The following is a 23,910-nucleotide window of genomic DNA, read 5'->3' as shown; positions in this document are numbered from 1 at the left end:
TATAAATAATATCAATTTTCTTAATAATGTAAGCCCCCTTAATAAATAATTAAGAGGGCTCTATTAATATTAAATATCCGTTTGATTATTACTACTTTCAATTAAGTGTTTAATCATCTCTTCCGATTGATTTTGTACATCAACCGCAGATGCTGCTGCATCAATGCTTCCCCCACTTTGAGCTGGAGTATAAGCAATTGCAGAGCCTTCGTCTTCAATCAGTGTATTTAGCGCTATAAGCTGCTCTGCATCTTCGTTAATGATAACGTCATCAATATTAAGCGGCTCCGCCGAACTCACTTGCATAGTTTGCTCAGGTGCTGATAGACCACTCAAGTTGCCTAAATCAATCGTTTCAGTGCTTAATAAGTTGTTGCTTGAAACTTCATTAGGGGTTGTATCGCCTAAAGCCGACTCTTCGCTAAATGATGCAGGGATTGTGTCGCCAGAAGCAGCGCTTGCTCCATTATCGTAAATATTGCCTGACTCTATAAATACATCATTTCCATTTTTAACTTGATAATTACCAGCTTCGTCCACAGTATAGAAATGCGTGTTTTCAAGACCTGTACCCAGTAAACCTAAAAGATTCAGATCTAAATTAGTAGAGTCCCAATTACCTTGAGCATCTACAACTGCATATGGCGCTGAAGTTAATACTAAATCAATGCCTAAAACTAATGAGTCGAAAATATAGACCTTACTTCCCTCACCGCCATCAGATGTACCTTCGTAACCAACCAATATCCCTATACCCAATAAATTAAGTAAGTACTCAGGTTCTACTGTAAAGTTGATCGGTGTATTATCAATAACCAATCCAGATAAACTACCGCTTGATGTTGCGTTTCCAGAACTATCGGTCGCTACAGCTGTTACTGTATAAGCCCCATCAGCTAAGGTAGTATTAGCTGTTACGCTCCACTCACCAGATGCATCAGCAAATACTGTTTCAGTTGCCTCTGTAGCGCCACTAAAGGTCACCGTTACTGACTCACCTGGAGCGGCTGTACCTGTTATAACTGGGTTTTGATCTGTAGTTAGTACCAATCCTGAATCAATTGTAATACCTGAGTCAATTGCGCTACTTGATGATTGCGTACCTGTATTACCTGCGCTATCAGCAATGCTTACATCTACGCTGTAATTACCCTCAGGAAGTACTTGTGTAGAGGTCACGCTCCAAGTTCCATCAGGCCCAACTGTTGTTTGAACATTATGAGTGGCACCAGCTGAATCAGTAAACATAACTATAACATTTTGTCCTGCAAAGCTTCCAATTACTGACCCCGTAACAGTAGGTGTTGTATCTTGCCCTACCAATATTGGATCTATGACTACAGTTGGCGCTGTGTAGTCTGTGCTTGACACCATAGTATCGTTAGCAGAGTTACCCGCTGTATCGCTTATTGATGCTGTTGCACTAAAGCTACCTTCACTCAGTGCGGTAGTAGCTGTTACTGACCATGTGCCATTGCCTGCAACTTGAGCGGTAATAGTTTGTGAATCGTTATTAGCATCAGTAATAACAACACTTACATTTGTACCTGCTGGTGCATCACTTATACCTGTAATTGTTGGTAACGGGTTATTAGTAACAGGTAACTGGTTAACTTCAACTGTTGGTGGTGTTAAATCAATAATGCCACCTAGGCTTGTAGAACTTGTAAGCCCTAAGTTTTCAACTGTAGCACTTACAGTAAAGGCACCTTCAGCTAATGGTGTTGTAGGTATTAGAGTCCATACACCTGCAATAGCTTGGGTGTTATATGTCGTTGCTGTACCGCTACTATCGGTAATAACTACCTGTACGTCACCTGCTAATATATCTGTGGTACCTGTAATTGTTGGCGTTGTATCGCTTGTATCTACAATTTGATTAATTAACAAACCTGGTAAGGTTGTACTAATAGTGCCCGTTTGCGTAACTGTTGTTATATTCCCAGCATCATCGGTACTTATTGCCTCAATTGTTAAGTCACCTTCAGCAAGTAAAGGAGTAACAATAAGCCATGTTCCGTCTCCTAATACCGAAGTGGTAACTACATATAATGTATCTGTAGAGTCAGTAATATTTACGGTAATTAAACTTCCTACCTCTTCATCGCTTGTCCCTTCAATAGTAGGTGTTAGCGTATTAAGTACACCAAACGCATCAATCCCTAGCGCTGGCGCTATAGTATCTATGGTTACTTGCTCAATGGCCGACTGCCCAGTATTGCCTGCGGCGTCAGTTATACTTGCAGAAACAGTATATATACCATCTGATAAGCTAGTAGTTACTAAAGACCACTTGCCATCGCTACCAATTAAGGTATTAAATACCGTTTTTTCACCATTACTACCAATAACAGTTACGTCAATATCTGTACCTGGTTCTTCTTCCGATGTACCTGAAATTTCTAATAAATCGGTATTGCTAATGCTCAGTGGTAAAATTCCAACCACTGGTACTAGCGTATCAACGACGAATTCAAGCGTATCGGTAACTACATTACCTGCATTATCAGTAATACTCACATTAGCAACGTGTTGCCCTTCAGATAATGCATCTACCTCGAGTGAAAATAACCCAGCTGCATTAACCGTAGTGGTTAAAACTGAACCACCATCAAGTTGTATTTCAACAACACCATTAATTAAATCACTGGTACCTTGGATAATTGGCGTTGAATCTGATGTTGTGCCAATAACCTCTAAGCCAAGTGTTGGCGATATTGTATCCACCACATCCGTAAGTAACTGCGTCGTAGTAATACCTACTTCACTTAACACATTAACAGTGACTTTAAACACTCCTTCAGCCAATGATTGAGGAACTTGTACAGCCCACGTATTATCGGCTTGCACTATAGCCGTAAGCTCTTGTACTACATTTTCGCTATCTACCACTCTCACTAGCACTTCGGTGCCTGGGGCTTGGTCGGTCGTACCGCTAATTATTGGTAAATCGCCCTCACCAGTAGCAAAGTCAACCACCGCATTAAGTAACGGCGTTGAAGCATCTACATCTGCAGTCGTAATAGTGGTGGTGTTACCCGCTTCATCGGTTGCAGAGGCTTCAACAACTGATAGACCAATAACATTAACGGCTAGGCCTAATAGCTCCCAATCACCATTTGCATCTGTGGTTACATCGTATGTTAAATCGAGTAAATCACCTGCAAGCTCTAGAGTAACCGTAACGGTTTTACCTTCGCCCAAATCAGATGTACCAGATAAAGAAACCAACCGACCTAATAGGAACGAAGGCACAATTGTTAGCTCTGGTCCCACGGTATCAACCTCACCACCGGTTTTATTGTCGACCGAAGTATTGCCCGCAGCATCGCTAATAGTTGCACTAACACTGTAAACACCGTCAGCTAAAATATTATTAGCGGCCGCTTGCCAGTCTCCATTGCCATCGGTTTGAACGGTCATTTGATGAGAAACTCCAGCAGAATCAGTAAAGGTAACAATAACGTTTGTATTTTCCTCGTTAGACGTACCTGTAATCAATGGAGTGCTATCTTGAGTTAGTATTAATGAACTTTGATTAATACTAATTTCAGGAGCAATTGTATCAATGGTTGCTGTATCTGTTGCGTCCCCGGTATTACCCGCGCTATCAGTAACAAATACTTCAACTGAATAATCGCCTTGTGAAAGAGAGCTACTTGCCTCTACAGACCATATACCTCCAGTTTGAACCGTTGTATTTACAGTATGCTCATTACCTTGTGCATCGGTGAATACCACAGCAACAGCATCACCCACATTGGCACCTGTCACACTTCCTGAAATACTTGGAGTTAGATCGGTACTTCCAGCAATATTATTAATAGTTACAACTGGCGCTGTTATATCAACTACCCCTGTAGTACTTGTGTTTACAGGGTTACCGGCAGTATCTGTGGTTGAAGCTGAAACCGTGTAAGTGCCCTCACTCACCTCTGTACTTGCAGCGACTGACCATGTGCCATTTGCACCAACAGTAGCATTAACCGTTTGCTCTGCACCTAAGTTATCCGTAATTAAAATAATAACTAATGCGCCTTGTGGAGCTGTAGTTGTGCCTGAAATTGTAGGCGTAGTGTCGTTAGAAGTTACCGGCGGTGTAATATTAAGTGCTGGTGGAGCTAAATCTATCACTCCCTCACCAGTTGCATTACTTGTTAAACCACCTTCAGTCACAATTGCCGAAACAGTAAACTCACCTTCAGGAAGAATACTTGTCGCATCAACACTCCAAACCCCGCTTACTACCATAGTAGTTACAGTATGTGAAATGTTATTAACGTCAGTTATAACGACTGTGATTTCTGTGTTATCTGCCGCACTACTTGTGCCTGATACTTCTGGTGTTTGATCGTTCGTATCAACAATTGTATTAATATTAATTGTAGGCGCATTGGTATTTAACGTTGCGGTACTATTTGCAACTGATTCATTCCCTGCGGCATCAGTAACACTTGCAGAAACTGTAACTTCACCATCAGTCAGTGCGTCTGTTATATCTACACTCCAAGCACCTCCTGCACCAACAACAGTTGTGTAAGTCTCGGTACTATCTCCATCGGTCACAGTTACTGTAATATTTGTGTTTTCAGGTTCATTGGATGTGCCTGAAATAGTTGGCGTGCTGTTATTAATTGTACCTAATGCATTTATAGTAATACTTGGTGCTTGAGTATCAATAAAGCTCGAACCTGTATCAGAGCCTGTATTACCAGCATCATCGGTAATACTTACCTCTACATCATAATTGCCATCTGGCAAGCTTGGCGCTGTAACTTGCCAATCGCCGCTAGCATCAACTATTGCGGTTAAAGTATGTATATCACCGTTGCTATCTGTAATGACTATATCGACCACCGTATTCTGTGGTTCAGTTGAAGTACCACTTACAATTGGTGTATTAGTGTTAAATACAGTTATATCATTAAATACAATAACAGGTACTTGGGTATCAATTGTTAAATCAATAGTCGTGCTGCTGATATTATTAGCGTCATCGTTAATACTTACTTGCGCCGTATAATCACCATCAACAAGTGCTACGGGGACATCTACTTGCCAATTACCATCAGTACCCACAGTTGCTATTAGTGTTTGACCACCAATAATAATAGTTACATCAGCACCAATTTCGTCACTCGTACCCGAAATTGTAGGAGTTGTATTAGTTGTTGAATTAACTTCATTTACACTTAATGAAGGAGCAGCGCTGTCTATTTCTCCTTGCACTTGCTTCGATGTTAAGTTACCAACACCATCTCGAACCTCTGCAACAACAGTATACTGACCTTGCGCTAGCTCTGCTGGTACAGCAGCAGACCAGCCACCGCCGGCTTGAACAATCGCCGTAAACTCTTGGTTTTGCCCTGCACTATCGGTGACAGTCACATCAATTACAGTGCCTTGCCCCATATCGGTGGTTCCGCTAATTACTGGGGTACTATCATTCGATAAAGCATCAACACTAACGGTTAGTTCTGGCGCTACGTTATCAAAATCAAGTGTATTGATTGTTCTGACGTTACCAGCGGCATCACTTGCACTGGCTGTTACATAAGCAAGACTTAGTAAAGGTACTGTTATGTTTGCAAGCCCCCACGTACCATCAGGATTTGTTGTCGCTGTATAAGTTGCGCCAACTAACCCACCAACTAGGTACTCTGTGATAGTGATCACAGAACCCCCTGGTAGATCAGAATCCCCCGAAAGAGAAACCAAATTTCCTAATAAAAACGATGGAATAATTTCAATATCCGGAGCGGTTATATCGACTTCGCCAGTGTCTGTACCCGTGCCTGTATTGCCTGCGGCATCGGTGATGCTGGCGCTGACGCTGTAATTACCTTCCGCTAAATCGCCGCTTGGCGTTACACTCCAGTTACCATTAGCATCGGTTTGTACATCAATAGTTTGCACTGCATTCGCTGCATCTGTAAACGTCACCGTGATGGTGCTGCTAGGTGCATCACTGGTGCCTGTCACTGTTGGCGTGCTGTCGTTTGTTAATACTGGCGCATCAACGGTAATGCTTGGCGCGGACGTGTCTATTGTGCCGTTGCCGGTAATATCGGTGCTGTTACCTGCCACATCGCTGATGTTAGCGGTGATCGTGTACGGCCCTTCTGCAAGTGCTGTTGGCACTTCGACTGAGAAGTTGCCATCAGCATCCACAGCGGTGGTGAACGTTTGTGTATTACCTAAATCGTCCACAACTGTGAAGTTAATAACGGTGCCTTCAACCGCATCGCTTGTGCCGCTCAGTGTCGGGGTTACGTCGTTGCTTGAGCCTGGGCTGGTAAGTACAAGTGTAGGTGCGGTGGTGTCTACTTCGCCGGTGCCTGTGGCGGTGGTGTCGTTGCCTGCGGCATCTTCAACACTTGCACTAATGGTGTATGCACCTTCTGCTAGTGCTACCGGTACAGGGATTGACCACGTGCCATTGGCAAGTACGGTGGCGCTTATTGTTTGCGGTGTGCCACTGCTATCAGTGACAACAATCGTTATTTCACTTCCCTGCACTGCATCACTGGTACCTGCAATCGTTGGGGTGGTGTCGTTGCCTACGCCGTTGTCGGTAATAATAAGGCTCGGGCCAGTAAGGTCTATCTGACCTGTCTCTGTTGCACTCCCTATATTGCCCAGCCCATCATTCACGGTAGCTGTGACGGTGTATTCGCCTTCGGCTAAATCAGTTGGTGCGTCTACGATCCATACACCACCCGTTACGGTCGTATCAACAGTCGTAATATTCCCTGCACTGTCTTCAAACGTTAAACTAATGGTGGTGCCATCTGCCGCATCGCTTGTACCATTAATGGTTGGGGTGGTGTCGTTGGTATCAACCAATGCATTAATACTAATGCTTGGGGCCGTGGTGTTGAGTGTTGCGGTTTCACTTAATGTAGTGGTATTACCGGCGTTATCACTCACGCTAGCTTCAATGGTGAGCTCACCATCGCTCAGTGCATTCGGTACATCCGCTGACCAGCTGCCATCAGCTTGTACTGTTGCGGTGAACGTTTCTGTTGTGGTGCCTTCGCTTACACTGATGTTTATTACTGTGCCCGCTGGCGCATTGCTGCTTCCGCTGACTGTTGGGGTGCTGTCGTTCGTGGCGCCGACTGTGTCTAACGTCAGAGTTGGCGCTAAGGTATCTAGGTTGCCTGATTGAACTGCACCGCCAGTATTGCCTGCATCATCGGTGATACTGGCTTGCACGGTGTAGCTTCCATCCGGTAATTCAGGGCTAGTTGCTTGCCAATCGCCGTTTGCATCGACTGTGGCTGTAATTGGGTGTTCATCACCGTTGCTGTCAGTAATAATAATGTTGATAACCGTGCCTTCAGGCTCTGTTGAGGTACCACTAACAACTGGGGTGCTGTCGTTACCTAGACCCAATGCGTCAACAGTGACGATTGGTGTAACCGTATCAACATTGCCACTCCTATTCGCTGTGCTCTCATTGCCTGCGGCATCGGTAATGCTCGCAACAACTGTGAAGTCACCTTGGGCAAGCGCGTTTGATACTTCAATAACCCAGTGGCCATCGCTGTCAACTATTGTATCAATGGTTTGCACAGCACCTGCGCTATCTGTGATAGTGAGTGTGACAGTGCCACCAATTTCGTTACTGGTGCCTTGTAATGTCGGTGTTAGGTCGTTTACATCACCTACATTTTGTATCGTAAGCGTTGGCGCTTGCGTGTCGATGGTGGTGGTATCACTCGCGGTGGTTTCGTTGCCGACACTGTCGCGTACACTCACTTCAATGGTGCTTTCACCTTCGCTTAGCGGTGTGGTTGGAGTGGCACTCCAATTGCCATCCGCATCCACAAGCGCAGTGATGGTTTGTGGGTTGCCTGCGCTATCAGTAACCACAATCGTCACTTGTGCACCCTCACCTGCATCGCTTGTGCCGCTTATGATTGGCGTGTTGCTGTCGCTTTGTGCTGCAACATCAACAGTGAGTGTCGGTGGCGTATTATCAAAGTCGTCTGAGCTAATTGTACGGGTATTACCTGCTGCATCGGTCGCTGTTGCGATCACTGAGCCTAAGTTCAGTAATGAGATATCAATACCAGTCAGTGACCAGTTACCATTGGCGTCAGTGGTTGTGGTGTAACTTACGCCCACACCGCCGCCAACAAGTTGCTCAGTAATGGTAATTTCACTGCCAGCCGGTAAATCAGAGGTGCCGTTTAATAACACCAATGAGCCTAATAAGAAGGTAGGTGTAAATGCTAAGTCTGGCGGTGTTATATCGACTTCGCCACTGTCTGTACCTGTGCCTGTGTTGCCTGCAGCATCGGTGATGCTGGCGCTGACGCTGTAATTACCTTCCGCTAAATCGCCGCTTGGCGTTGCACTCCAGTTACCACTTGCATCGGTTTGTACATCAATGCTTTGAGTGGCATTCGCTGCATCTGTAAACGTAACTGTGATAGTGCTATTAGGTGCATCACTGGTACCAGTCACTGTGGGTGTGGTGTCATTGGTGAGTACTGGCGCATCCACGGTAATGCTTGGCGCGGTCGTGTCTATTGTGCCGTTACCTGTAATACCGGTGCTGTTACCTGCTGCATCGCTGATGCTGGCGGTGATCGTGTACGGCCCTTCTGCCAAGGCAGTCGGTACTTCTATAAAGAAGTTGCCATCGGCATCCACAGTGGTCGTAAAGGTTTGTGTATTGCCTTGATCGTCCACCACGGTGAAGTTAATAACGGTGCCTTCAACGGCATCGCTTGTGCCGCTAAGTGTCGGGGTGATGTCGCTACTTGAGCCTGGACTGGTAAGTACAAGTGTCGGTGCAATGGTATCTATTTCACCAGTGCCTGTGGCAGTGGCTTCGTTGCCTGCGGCATCGCTCACACTGGCGCTCACTGTAAAGGTGCCTTCAGCCAGTACTTGCGTGGCTGCTACGCTCCATGTGCCATTAACCCCTAATGTGGTCGTTACGGTATGAGTAATATTATTACTGTCGGTGATTTCAACGCTTACGGTGCTACCTTGTGGCGCATTCGCTGTGCCGGTGATCGTAGGTGTTGTGTCATCAGTCACGGTTACATCATTTACGGCAATATTAGGAATGGTCGTATCCACTACACCATTTTCTGTTGCTGTACTTGTATTGCCGCTTCCATCTGTAACACTCGCTTCAACTTCATAACTGCCTTCAGCTAAGTCAACAGGAGCTTCAACACTCCAGATACCGTCTGTAACGGTTGTTTGTACCGTGTTTGTTATGTCATTACTGTCCGTGATACTGACGGTGATAATAGTGCCATTTTCTGCACTGCTGGTACCGCTCACATTCGGCGTTGTATCATTTGTATCCATTAATGCATCAATATTAATACTCGGTGCATTGGTATCCAATGTTGCGCCTTCACTTAACGTGGTGGTGTTGCCTGCACTGTCGCTTACACTTGCTTCGATAGTGAGTGGACCATCAGTTAGCGCGTTCGGTACATCTGCTGACCAACTGCCATCGGCTTTTACTGTTGCGGTAAACGTTTCTGTTGTGGTGCCGTCGCTTACACTGATGTTTATTACTGTGCCCGCTGGCGCATTGCTGCTTCCGCTGATTGTTGGGGTGCTGTCGTTGGTCGCTCCTACGGTATCCAGTGTCAATGTCGGCGCTAAGGTATCAAGGGTGCCTGTTTGTGTTGCGCCGCCGGTGTTACCTGCATCATCGGTGATACTGGCTTGCACGGTGTAGCTTCCATCTGGTAATTCAGGGCTAGTTGCTTGCCAATCACCGTTTGCATCCACAGTAGCGGTGATTGGGTGTTCATCACCGTTACTGTCGGTAATAACAATGTTTATAACCGTGCCTGCAGGCTCTGTTGAGGTACCACTAATCACTGGAGTGCTGTCGTTACTCAAACCCAGTGCATCAACGGTGACAACTGGTGTGATGGTATCTACATTACCACTGCTGTTTGCGGTGCTCTCGTTGCCTGCGGCATCGGTAATGCTCGCAACAACTGTGAAGTCACCTTGGGCAAGCGCGTTTGATACTTCAATAACCCAGTGGCCATCGCTGTCAACTATTGTATCAATGGTTTGCACAGCACCTGCGCTATCTGTGATAGTGAGTGTGACAGTGCCACCAATTTCATTACTGGTGCCTTGCAGCTCAGGTGTTAAATCGCTAACATCGCCTACGTTTTGAATGGTGAGCGTTGCCGCTTGCGTGTCGATAGTCGTGGTGTCACTCACGGTGGTTTCGTTGCCGACACTGTCGCGTACACTTACTTCAATGGTGCTTTGACCTTCACTTAATGGTGTCGCTGGTGTGGCGCTCCAATCACCGTTTGCATCCACAAGGGCGGTGATAGTTTGTGGGTTGCCGTTGCTGTCGGTAACCACAATCGTCACTTGTGCACCCTCACCTGCATCGCTTGTGCCGCTTATGATTGGCGTGTTGCTGTCGCTTTGTGCGTCAACCTCAACAGTAAGCGTTGGTGGTGTGTTATCAAAGTCGTCTGAGCTAATTGTACGCGTGTTACCTGCGGCATCGGTCGCTGTTGCGATCACTGAGCCTAAGTTCAGTAATGAGATATCAATACCAGTCAGTGACCAGTTACCATTGGCGTCAGTGGTTGTGGTGTAACTTACGCCCACACCGCCGCCAACAAGTTGCTCAGTAATAGTAATTTCACTGCCAGCCGGTAAATCAGAGGTGCCGTTTAATAACACCAATGAACCTAATAAGAAGGTAGGTGTAAACGCTAAATCTGGCGGTGTTATATCTACTTCGCCTGTATCTGTACCTGTACCTGTGTTGCCTGCAGCATCAGTGATGCTGGCGCTGACGCTGTAATTACCTTCAGCTAATGTACCTGTTGGTGTCGCACTCCAGTTACCACTTGCATCGGTTTGTACATCAATGCTTTGAGTGGCATTTGTTGCATCGGTAAACGTCACCGTGATGGTGCTGTTAGGTGCATCACTGGTGCCAGTCACAGTTGGCGTGCTGTCGTTGGTTAGTAACGGCGCATCTACACTCACACTTGGTGCTGTGGTATCAATGGTGCCATTGCTCGCAATATCAGTGCTGTTGCCTGCCACATCGCTGATGTTGGCGGTGATCGTGTACGGCCCTTCTGCCAAGGCAGTCGGTACTTCTATAGAGAAGTTACCATCAGCATCCACAGTGGTGGTGAAGGTTTGTGTATTGCCTAAATCATCCACTACGGTGAAGGTGATCACGGTGCCTTCAACCGCATCACTGGTGCCGCTTAAGGTTGGGGTTACGTCGTTACTTGAGCCTGGGCTGGTAAGTATAAGTGTCGGTGCAATGGTATCTATTTCACCAGCACCTGTGGCAGTGGCTTCGTTGCCTGCGGCATCGCTCACACTGGCGCTCACTGTAAAGGTGCCTTCAGCCAGTACTTGCGTGGCTGCTACGCTCCATGTGCCATTAACCCCTAATGTGGTCGTTACGGTATGAGTAATATTATTACTGTCGGTGATTTCAACGCTTACGGTGCTACCTTGTGGCGCATTCGCTGTGCCGGTGATCGTAGGTGTTGTGTCATCAGTCACGGTTACATCATTTACGGCAATATTAGGAATGGTCGTATCCACTACACCATTTTCTGTTGCTGTACTTGTATTGCCGCTTCCATCTGTAACACTCGCTTCAACTTCATAACTGCCTTCAGCTAAGTCAACAGGAGCTTCAACACTCCAGATACCGTCTGTAACGGTTGTTTGTACCGTGTTTGTTATGTCATTACTGTCCGTGATACTGACGGTGATAATAGTGCCATTTGCTGCACTGCTGGTACCGCTCACATTCGGTGTTGTATCATTTGTGTCCATTAATGCATCGATATTAATACTCGGTGCGTTGGTATCTAATGTTGCGCCTTCACTTAACATGGTGGTGTTGCCTGCACTGTCGCTGACGCTTGCTTCGATAGTGAGTGGACCATCAGTTAACGCGTTCGGTACATCCGCTGACCAGCTGCCATCGGCTTGCACTGTTGCAGTGAACGTTTCTGTATTATTTGCATCCGTGACGTTAATCGTTATAACCGTGCCTACTGGCGCGTTCGATGTCCCGCTAATTGTTGGTGTGCTGTTATTCGTGGCACCGACTGTGTCTAACGTCAGTGTCGGCGCTAAAGTATCTAAGCTGCCTGTTTGTGTGGCGCCGCCGGTGTTGCCTGCATCATCGGTGATACTGGCTTGTACGTTGTAGCTTCCATCTGGTAATTCAAGGCTGGTTGCTTGCCAATCGCCGTTTGCATCCACAGTAGCGGTGATTGGGTGCTCATCACCGTTACTGTCGGTAATAACAATGTTTACAACGGTGCCTTCAGGCTCTGTTGAAGTACCACTAATCACTGGGGTGCTGTAGTTACCAAGGCCCAGTGCGTCAACGGTGACAACCGGTGTAATGGTGTCTACGTTACCACTGCTGCTCGCGGTGGTGTCGTTGCCTGCAGCATCAGTAATGCTGGCGCTTACAGTAAAGTCACCTTGCGCAAGCGCACTTGGGATTTCAATGTCCCAGTGGCCATCACTTTCAACGGTGGTGGTAATGGTTTGCATTACGCCGTCGCTGTCGGTCACGGTGAGTGTAACAGTGCCGCCAATTTCGTTACTGGTGCCCTGAAGCTCTGGTGTTAAATCGCTGACATCGCCCACGTTTTGAATGGTGAGTAGTGGCGCTTGCGTGTCGATAGTGGTGGTGTCACTCACCGTGGTTTCATTGCCGACACTGTCGCGTACACTTACTTCAATGGTGCTTTGACCTTCACTTAATGGTGTCGCTGGTGTGGCACTCCAATCACCGTTTGCATCCACAAATGCGGTGATGGTTTGTGGGTTGCCTGCGCTATCAGTAACCACTATGGTCACTTGCGCACCCTCACCTGCGTCACTTGTGCCGCTTATGATTGGCGTGTTGCTGTCGCTTTGTGTTGCAACATCAACAGTGAGTGTCGGTGGCGTATTATCAAAATCATCTGAGCTAATTGTACGGGTATTACCTGCGGCATCGGTCGCTGTTGCGATCACTGAGCCAACATCAAGTAACGATACATCTAATCCGACTAATGACCAGTTGCCATCCGCATCGGTTGTAGTGGTATAAGTTGCACCAATACCCCCGTTAACAAGTTGCTCGGTAATAGTAATTTCACTACCTGCTGGCAAGTCAGACGTACCACTTAATGTGACTAATAAGCCAAGCTCAAACGTTGGCGTAAAGGCAAGGGTTGGCGGAGTTACATCCACTTCGCCACTGTCTGTACCGGTACCTGTGTTGCCTGCGGCATCGGTGATGCTAGCGCTGACGCTGTAGTTCCCTTCAGCTAATGTGCCTGTTGGTGTCGCACTCCAGTTACCATTAGCATCGGTTTGTACATCAATAGTTTGCACTGCATTCACTGCATCTGTAAACGTCACCGTGATGGTGCTGTTAGGTGCATCACTGGTGCCTGTCACTGTTGGCGTGCTGTCGTTTGTTAATACTGGCGCATCAACGGTAATGCTTGGCGCGGACGTGTCTATTGTGCCGTTGCCGGTAATATCGGTGCTGTTACCTGCTACATCGCTGATGTTAGCGGTGATCGTGTACGGCCCTTCTGCCAAGGCAGTCGGTACTTCTATAGAGAAGTTGCCATCGGCATCCACAGTGGTCGTAAAGATTTGTGTATTGCCTTGATCGTCCACAACCGTGAAGTTAATAACGGTGCCTTCAACGGCATCGCTTGTGCCGCTGAGTGTCGGGGTGATGTCGCTACTTGAGCCTGAGCTGGTAAGTACAAGTGTCGGTGCGGTGGTATCTATTTCACCAGTGCCTGTGGCGGTGGCTTCGTTGCCTGCCGTATCGCTCACGCTTGCGCTTACGGTGAAGTTACCTTCTGCAAGTGCTGCCGGTACAGGGATTGACCATGTGCCATTGGCAAGTACGGTGGCGCTTATTGTTTGCGGTGTGCCACTGCTATCTGTCACTATAACCGTTACCGTACTGCCTTGCGGTGCATCACTACTGCCTGCAATCGTTGGCGTGGTGTCGTTGCCTACACCGTTGTTGGTAATAACAAGGCTCGGGCCAGTAAGGTCTATCTGACCTGTTTCGGTGGCACTGCCGATATTACCTAGGCCATCATCTACCTGTGCGGTGACAGTATATTCGCCTTCGGCTAAATCAGTTGGTGCATCGACGCTCCATACACCACCCGTTACGGTTGTATCAACAGTCGTAATATTTCCTGCACTATCTTCAAACGTTAAACTAATGGTGGTGCCATCTGCCGCATCGCTTGTACCATTAATAGCTGGGGTGGTGTCATTGGTGTCAACCAGTACATTAATACTGATGCTTGGCGCAGTGGTATTGAGTGTCGCGGTTTCACTTAATGTGGTGGTGTTTCCGGCGTTATCGCTAACGCTTGCTTCAATCGTAAGCGGTCCATCCGTTAATTCATTCGGTACATCCGCTGACCAGCTACCATCAGCTTGCACTGTCGCGGTGAACGCTTCGGTTGTTGTGCCATCGCTCACGCTGATACTAATAACAGTCCCTGCTGGCGCGTTCGATGTCCCGCTAATTGCTGGGGTGCTGTCGTTCGTAGCGCCCACGGTATCCAGTGTTAATATCGGTGCTAAGGTATCTAGAGTGCCTGATTGAACTGCGCCACCTGTGTTGCCTGCATCATCGGTGATACTGGCTTGTACGGTGTAGCTGCCATCTGGTAATTCAGGGCTGGTTGCTTGCCAATTACCGCTGGCATCAACTGTGGCAGTGATTGGGTGCTCATCACCGTTACTGTCGGTAATAATAATGTTGATAACCGTGCCTTCAGGCTCTGTTGAGGTACCACTAACAACTGGGGTGCTGTCGTTACCTAGACCCAATGCGTCAACAGTGACGATTGGTGTGATGGTATCTACATTACCACTGCTGTTTGCGGTGCTCTCGTTGCCTGCCGCATCAGTAATGCTGGCAACAACGCTAAAGTCACCTTGTGCAAGAGCTGTCGATACTTCGATTGCCCAGTGACCATCGCTGCCTACAACGGTGCTAAGGGTTTGATTGATGCCTTCACTGTCGGTGATGGTGAGTGTAACGGTGCCACCAATTTCATTACTGGTGCCCTGAAGCTCGGGTGTTAAATCGCTAACATCGCCCACGTTTTGAATGGTGAGTGTTGGCGCTTGCGTGTCGATGGTGGTGGTATCACTCACGGTGGTTTCATTGCCGACACTGTCGCGTACACTCACTTCAATGGTGCTTTGACCTTCACTTAATGGTGTCGCTGGTGTGGCACTCCAATCACCGTTTGCATCCACAAGCGCGGTGATGGTTTGTGGGTTGCCTGCGCTATCAGTAACCACTATGGTCACTTGCGCGCCCTCACCTGCGTCACTTGTGCCGCTTATGATTGGCGTGTTGCTGTCGCTTTGTGCTGCAACATCAACAGTGAGTGTCGGTGGCGTATTATCAAAGTCATCTGAACTAATTGTACGGGTATTACCTGCGGCATCGGTCGCTGTTGCGATCACCGAGCCTAAGTTCAGTAATGAGATATCAATACCAGTCAGTGACCAGTTACCATTGGCGTCAGTGGTTGTGGTGTAACTTACGCCCACACCGCCGCCAACAAGTTGCTCAGTAATGGTAATTTCACTGCCAGCCGGTAAATCAGATGTACCGTTTAATAACACCAATGAACCTAATAAGAAGGTAGGTGTAAACGCTAAATCTGGCGGTGTTATATCTACTTCGCCTGTATCTGTACCTGTACCTGTGTTGCCTGCAGCATCAGTGATGCTGGCGCTGACATTGTAATTACCTTCAGCTAATGTACCTGTTGGTGTCGCACTCCAGTTACCGTTAGTATCTGTTTGTACATCAATGCTTTGAGTGGCATTTGCTGCATCTGTAAACGTAACCGTGATGATGCTGTTAGGTGCATCACTGGTGCCCGCAACCGTGGGCGTGCTGTCGTTTGTTAATACTGGCGCATCTACACTCACACTTGGTGCTGTGGTATCAATGGTGCCGTTGCCGGTAATATCGGTGCTGTTACCTGCCACATCGCTGATATTGGCGGTGATCGTGTACGGCCCTTCTGCCAGTGCTGTTGGCACTTCGACTGAGAAGTTGCCATCGGCATCCACCGTGGTGGTAAAGGTTTGTGTATTGCCTTGATCGTCCATAACCGTGAAGTTAATAACCGTGCCTTCAACCGCATCACTTGTTCCACTGAGTGTCGGGGTGATGTCATTACTTGAGCCTGGGCTGGTAAGTACAAGTGTCGGTGCAGTGGTATCTATTTCACCTGCGCCTGTGGCGGTGGTGTCGTTGCCTGCCGCATCTTCAACACTCGCGCTAATAGTGTATGCGCCCTCTGCAAGTGCTATCGGTACAGGGATTGACCACGTACCATTGGCTAGTACGGTGGCGCTCATTGTTTGCGCTGCGCCGCTGCTGTCGGTGACAACAATGGTTACTTCACTGCCTTGCGGTGCATCGCTAGTACCTGCAATCGTTGGCGTAGTGTCGTTGCCTACACCGTTGTTGGTAATAACAAGGCTTGGTCCGGTTAAGTCAATCTCGCCTGTTTCGGTGGCGGTGCCGATATTACCTAGACCATCGTCTACCTCTGCGGTGACAGTATATTCGCCTTCGGCTAAATCAGTTGGTGCATCGACGCTCCATACACCACCCGTTACGGTCGTATCAACAGTCGTAATATTCCCTGCACTGTCTTCAAACGTTAAACTAATGGTGGTGCCATCTGCCGCATCGCTTGTACCATTAATGGTTGGGGTGGTGTCGTTGGTGTCAACCAGTGCATTAATACTGATGCTTGGCGCTGTGGTGTTGAGTATGGCGGTTTCACTTAACGTAGTGGTATTACCGGCGTTATCACTAACGCTTGCTTCGATAGTAAGTGGACCATCAGTTAACGCGTTCGGCACATCTGCTGACCAACTGCCGTCGGCTTGTACTGTCGCGGTGAACATTTCGGTTGTGGTGCCATCGCTTACACTGATGTTTATCACTGTGCCCGCTGACGCATTGCTGCTTCCGCTGATTGTTGGCGTGCTGTCGTTGGTCGCTCCTACGGTATCCAGTGTCAATGTCGGCGCTAAGGTATCAAGGGTGCCTGATTGAACTGCGCCGCCGGTGTTGCCTGCCGCATCGGTGATGCTAGCTTGTACAGTGTAGCCCCCATCTGGTAATTCAGGGCTGGTTGCTTGCCAATCACCGTTTGCATCCACAGTAGCGGTGATTGGGTGCTCATCACCGTTACTGTCGGTAATAACAATGTTGATAACCGTGCCTGTAGGCTCTGTTGAGGTACCACTAATCACTGGGGTGCTGTCGTTGCCTAAACCCAGTGCATCAACGGTGACAACCGGTGTAATAGTATCTACATTACCACTACTGTTGGTCGTGGTGTCGTTGCCTGCAGCATCAGTGATGCTGGCAACAACGCTAAAGTCACCTTGTGCAAGGGCACCTGGAATTTCAATATTCCAGTGGCCATCACTTTCAACGGTGGTGGTGAAGGTTTGCTCAGCGCCTTGGCTGTCGGTGATGGTCAGTGTTACGGTGCCGCCAATTTCATTACTAGTGCCCTGCAGCTCAGGTGTTAAATCGCTGACATCGCCTACGTTTTGAATGGTGAGTATTGGCGCTTGTGTGTCTAACGTAATTGTATCTGTAACTGTTGTCGTATTTCCTGCTTCGTCAGATACACTCACTTCGATGGTGTTATCACCTTCATTTAAATCTGTTTGTGGAGTTACTTCCCAGTTACCATTTGCACCTACTGTGGTGCTAAGTGTTTGTTCAACTCCATTTTCATCTGTAATAACAACCGTGATACTGGTACCAACGTCTGCATCACTAGTGCCTGAAATAGTAGGCGTTGAGTCGTTGGTTACAGCTTCAAAGTCAACGGTTAAGCTAGGTCCTGATGTGTCTATATTACCGGTAGCCGTAGTTGAAGCGCTATTTCCTGCAGCATCAGATACTTCAGCTTCTACAGAATAATCGCCCGAGGCCAACTCTTGAGAAAGTTCAACACTCCAATTACCATCTGCATCTGTTGTTGTGCTAAATGTGCGAACAACCCCTTGAGAATCAGTAACCGTTAAATTTATAACTGTGCCTGAAGCTACGTCAGTTGTGTTACCAGAAATAACCGGTGTTGTATCATTACTTGTTTCTAGTTCATTAACTTGTATTGTTGGAGGCGTAATATCAATTACAGCATCAAGCTCTGCATTAGCCGTTCCACCACCTATGTCTGTTACTGTTGCACTAATTAAAATGGTGCCCTCAGCTAAATTTGCAGGCGGAGTAACACTCCAAAGACCGTTTTCATCAACAACTGTGGTTAAAGTAATTATTGCACCCGCTGAGTCAGTGATCTGAACTTCAACTTGAGAGCCAGCTTGTGCATTAAAAGTATCACCATTTATTTGAGGTGTTTGATCGTTAGTTTCGCCAATAATATCAATGGTAATGGTCAATGCGCTTGTATCAATTGTGCCTGAAGCACTTGCTGTGCCTTCATTACCAGCGCTATCACTAATACTTGCATCTACAGAGTAGCTTCCTTCAGCTAAAGCCGCGGATACTTCTGCAGTCCAACTTCCATCAGCAATTACTTGTGCTGTAATTGTTTGTAATTCACCGTTAGCATCGGTCACGGTTAAAGTTACGGTTGAACCAGCTGGCTCCCCGCTAACCGTACCTGAAATGGTCGGTGTTGTATCACTCGTATCGCCTAACGCGTTAATAGTGACTATTGGCGCTGTGGTATCAACTTCTCCCGTTGTTGTGGCTGTGGTTTCATTACCTGCGGTATCAGTAACGGATACCTCAACAGTAAATTCGCCTTCGCTTAGTTCATTTGGTACATCAACACTAAATGTGCCATCGGCTTGTACTTCTGTAGTTATGGTTTGTGGGTTACCTGCTTCATCAGTAACTGTAATAGTAACAACCGTGCCCTCTGGCTCACCCGTTGCGGTGCCTGAAATTGTTGGGGTGGTGTCGTTACTATCAGCCAGTGCATCTATCGTGATCACCGGTGCTGAAGTATCAACTTCTCCAGTCGTAGTTGCTGTGGTTTCATTACCTGAAGTGTCAGTAACGGATACCTCAACTGTAAATTCGCCTTCACTTAATTCGTTCGGCACATCAACACTAAAGGTGCCATCGGCTTGTACTTCAGTGGTGATTATTTGTGGATTACCTGCTTCATCAGTTACCGTAATTGTAACTAATGTGCCTTCTGGCTCACCCGTTGCGGTGCCTGAAATAGTTGGGGTGGGGTTGTTAGTATCACCTACAGGGTCAATAATAACTGTTGGCGCGGCAGTATCAACTTCGTCTGTTGTTGTTGCTGTGGTTTCATTCCCTGCTGTATCGTTAACTGATACCTCAACGGTAAATTCACCTTCACTTAATTCATTTGGTACATCAACACTAAAGGTTCCATCGGCTTGTACTTCAGTAGTAATTATTTGTGGATTACCTGCTTCATCAGTTACCGTAATAGTAACAACTGTACCCTCTGGCTCGCCCGTTGCAGTGCCTGAAATAGTTGGGGTGGTGTCGTTAGTATCACCTACTGGGTCAATAATAACCGTTGGCGCGGCAGTATCAACTTCGCCCGTCGTAGTTGCTGTGGTTTCATTGCCCGCAGTATCTGTAACCGATACCTCAATAGTAAATTCACCTTCACTTAATTCGTTCGGGACATCAACACTAAAGGTGCCATCAGCGAGTACTTCTGTAGTGATAGTTTGTGGGTTACCGGCTTCATCAGTCACGGTAATAGTAACAACCGTGCCTTCTGGCTCACCTGTTGCGGTGCCTGAAATAGTTGGGGTGGTGTCGTTACTATCAGCCAGTGCATCTATCGTAATCACCGGAGCTGAGGTATCAATAGTACCCGTTGTTACTTCTGTGCTTACGTTACCAGCAGTATCAGTGATTGATACGTCTACGCTGTATTCGCCTTCGCTTAATTCATCTGGTACATCAACAGTGAAAGTGCCGTCAGCGAGTACTTCTGTAGTGATGGTTTGTGGGTTACCAGCTTCATCAGTTACTGTAATAGTAACAACCGTGCCTTCTGGCTCACCCGTCGCAGTGCCTGAAATAGTTGGTGTTGTATCATTGCTATCAGCGAGTGCATCAATCGTAATAGTTGGTGCGGTATTATCGATAGTTCCTTGTGCTAAAGTTTCACTTTGGTTACCTGCTTCATCGCTAACGATGGCATTAACGCTAAAGTCACCTTCAACTAACTCATTAATAGCATCAGCTGTCCAAGTACCATCAGCTAGCGTTTGTGTTGTAATTGTTTGTGTATTACCAGCAGCGTCCGTCAATGTTAACGTAACCGTTGTTCCAGCTGGCACATTTTGTACGGAACCTGAAATTGTTGGAGTAGTATCGGCGCTATCTGGGATTGCATTAATTGCTATAATTGGAGCTGATAAATCAATTATTCCAGTACCGGTATCGCTTGCTTCATTACCTGCAGCGTCTGTTACTGTTGCCGTAATTGTAAAGTCGCCTTCAGCAACAGCTTGAGTTGCACCTACTTGCCAAGTTCCATCTTCTGACACAACCGCCGTCAATGTTTGAGACTCACCATTTGCATCAGTAACTAAAACACTAACAAGGCTACCCGGTGCTACATCACTCGTTGTTCCACTAAATATAGGTGTTGTGTCGTTTGAATCAGCAAAGTCATTTATTGCAACTAAAGGAGGGGTGGTATCAACTGTGCCTAATTGTGAATCTTGGGCTGCGTTACCCGCATTATCAGATACATTAGCAGTTACGGTAAAATCCCCCTCACTTAAAGCAGTTGAAATCTCAATACTCCAAGTACCATCAGCACTTATAGTAGTCACTAACTGTTGCTCTGCTCCTAGACTATCGGTAACAATTAAAGTACTTCACTGCCCGATGCTAATCCTTGGGTAGAACCGGTAAGAGTAGGTGTTGTATCGTTTGTATCTGCAATATTGTTGATAGTGACACTTGGTGCGGTTAAATCGACCGTACCCGTAACAGTTGCCGTACTGCTATTGCCTGCAGTGTCGCTAACACTTGCTGTTACTGTGAAATCACCTTCACTGAGATCTGCAATAATATCCGCTGTATATGTACCATCTGTATTTGTAATTGTTGTAAGTGTTTGTTCATTGCCTTCATTGTCAGTTATTACTAATGTAACTTCGGTCCCTGCAGGTACATCAATTACATTACCGCTTACAGATGGGGTTACATCATTCGTATCCTCAATAGGATTAATCGTGATTGCAGGATCTGTTAAATCAATCTCTCCAGTTTCACTTGCAGAAGCTGTATTACCTGCAGCATCAGTCACTGTTGCAATTACACTAAACTGACCTTCAACTAATTCATTAGTTGCCTCAACTGACCAACTTCCGTCAGCACCTGTAACTACTTCCACGGTTTCTGCTACGCCATCGCTTCCTGTAAATGTAACGGTTACTAACGCACCAGGTTCTACGTCTTGGGTAGAGCCGCTAATTGTTGGTGTTGTATCGTTAGTATCAATAATAAAATTAATGCTTACAGTTAAATCAACATTACCTACTGCACTTGCTTGCGCCTCATTGCCCGAGTCATCTATAACCGCTGCAACTACAGTAAAGTCGCCCTCAGGTAGAGGGGTTGTTACTTGTGCAGTCCACGAACCATCTGCTTGCGTCACTGCAAGTAATGTAAATGTACTCCCATCGCTTGCCGTAATAGTTAAAGTAATGGTTGTACCTGCAGGCACATTACCGGTGTTACCACTTAAAAATGGAGTGGTATCGTTAGTATTAGCAATTGCATCGATTTGAATTGAAATAGGAGCAAACGTTATTTCGCCGTTTGTTTGCGCAGATGCCTCATTACCCGCAGCATCTGAAACTGACGCAGTTGCGGTAAACTCCCCACCTGGCAAGATTTCATTAGCATCAACACTCCATGTGCCATCTTCATTTAATAAAGTAGTTAAAGTTTGTACGTTACCGTTAATATCGGTTACTAATACTGTAATTACAGAGCCCGCTGGGGCGTCTTCTACCCTACCTACAAATGTTGGTGTAGTATCGTTAGTATCAGCAATTGCAGTAACGGTAATATCTGGATTTGTTAAATCAACAACACCTTGGTTATTTGCTTGGGCTTGATTACCCGCAGCATCACTTACACTTGCATCAACCTCAAACTGCCCTTCAGCCAATGGCGTAGTTACGTCAATAGACCAATCACCATCAGCGTTAGTTTGGGTTAATAATGTTTGAGTTTGACCATTAAAATCGGTAATAACCACACTAATAATAGAGCCTGCAGGTACATCTTGCGCGTTACCTGTAATAGTTGGCGTGGTGTCTTGAGTGTCGTTAATATTATTAATTTGTACCGTAGGCGCCGTTAAATCAACTACTCCTGAATCACTTGCTAATGCTAAGTTTCCTACACTGTCGCTTACTTGTGCATCAACAGTAAAATCACCTTCAGGTAAAGGAGTCCCAACTTCTACACTCCAGCTTCCATCGGCTTGAGTAACCGCTGTTAATGTTTGTATTTGTCCTGCACTATCTGTAACAGTAATTGTTACTTGCGTGCCTTCAGGAACCCCATTTGTTGTTCCAACAAGTGGTGGTGTTGCGTTATTTGTTTCATCAGTTACATTTACTGTGATTACCGGAGCAGTTAAATCTACATTCGCTAAAGCTTGATCTACAGCTTGATTTCCAGCGGCATCAATCGCCACTGCGCTTACGTTAAACTCTCCTTCAGATAAAGGTGAGGTAGTAGTAATAACCCAATTTCCTAGCGCATCAACTTGAGTAACAATTGTTTGTACCGTACCTGCACTATCCGTTAACGTGACTGACACATTATCCCCAGTGTTCAACCCAGATACAGTCCCTGTTACTGTCACTGTTTGCGAAGCAGAATCGGCAACAGGATCAATAGCAATAAGCGGAGGTGTTGTATCAATTTCTATAGAAATAGTGTCGTTTATAGGGTTGCCAACAGGATCTGTTGCTTCAACAACAACGGTCACAGGGCCATCAGCAACCGGAGTTGGTAGGGTTATTTCAAAGGTACCATCAGGGCCAATCACAACACTAACTACTTGAGAATTTCCATCAACATCAGTTACCGTCACATTAACCGTTTCGCCAATTAAGTTTTCACTCGTACCGGTAATTGTTGGTTGTGATGAATTAGTAACGCCCAGCTCATTAAGTGAAATAGAAGCCGAAGTTGCGTCAGGCACAATACCATCAGAGGTATCTCTTAAATTAAAAGCTTCAGTAGCGTTTTGATCAAAAGAAGAATCAAAAGTAACACTACTAGGATCAACACTTTCAGAAATTCGGGTTAACTGTACAAACGAACTACCTCCATCTGCACCAGCTGCATTACCGCCACCAGCGGCTGTTGCCTCTAAATTATCTAAAATGTCCCCATCACCCTCTAATGCATCTAAAAAATCTGTTACATCTGAATTAGCCGCCGTTGATGAGTCTTGCTCTGTACCTAAGTCTAAGCTTGCGATTGCTTCATCTAAACTTTCATCAAAAACAGTTGTTTCGCTAGAGTCTCTTGCTTCTTTAGCTAATAGGTCTGGTGTTATTTTTACCTTTTGATTTGCGGGTATAGATAAGGTTTCACCTTGCACATCTATTTGTAACGACGACTTAATAGCAGTAACAACTAAATCACCTACGGTAATAATGTCACCAACGTTTAACGCTCTTATTGATCCATCATCCAACACAACACCCGCCGAACCCTGAATATCAATAACTACAAGTTGATTTGCTTCCATTTAGGTACCCTCAAACTTTTTAAAATAACAATCTAATAAGTTAAAG

2 protein-coding genes are annotated in these 23,910 nt (G+C 46.4%); both read right to left on the bottom strand.

Annotated elements, in window-relative coordinates; genetic code table 11:
• Window positions 1–69 precede the first annotated feature (69 nt).
• Window positions 70–20,949 carry an Ig-like domain-containing protein gene (locus tag QL995_RS04580; protein ID WP_290293435.1) on the bottom strand — a complete coding sequence of 6,960 codons (20,880 nt, stop codon included), beginning with the start codon at window positions 20,947–20,949 and terminating at the stop codon, window positions 70–72.
• Window positions 20,949–23,864, bottom strand: coding sequence for a retention module-containing protein (locus QL995_RS04575; RefSeq protein ID WP_290293231.1), 2,916 nt, complete (start codon window positions 23,862–23,864; stop codon window positions 20,949–20,951). Before QL995_RS04575 ends, QL995_RS04580 begins: the two co-directional genes overlap by 1 nt.
• Window positions 23,865–23,910: the final 46 nt, after the last annotated feature.

It is taken from the genome of Pseudoalteromonas sp. APC 3358 (assembly GCF_030408075.1).
GTDB classification, from domain to species: Bacteria; Pseudomonadota; Gammaproteobacteria; order Enterobacterales; family Alteromonadaceae; genus Pseudoalteromonas; species Pseudoalteromonas arctica.
This window is presented reverse-complemented; position numbering and strand designations above follow the sequence as displayed.

Coding starts and splice junctions, on each gene's coding strand:
- QL995_RS04575 (WP_290293231.1), bottom strand. CDS start 23,864: ATGGAAGCAAATCAACTTGTAGTTATTGATATTCAGGGTTCGGCGGGT.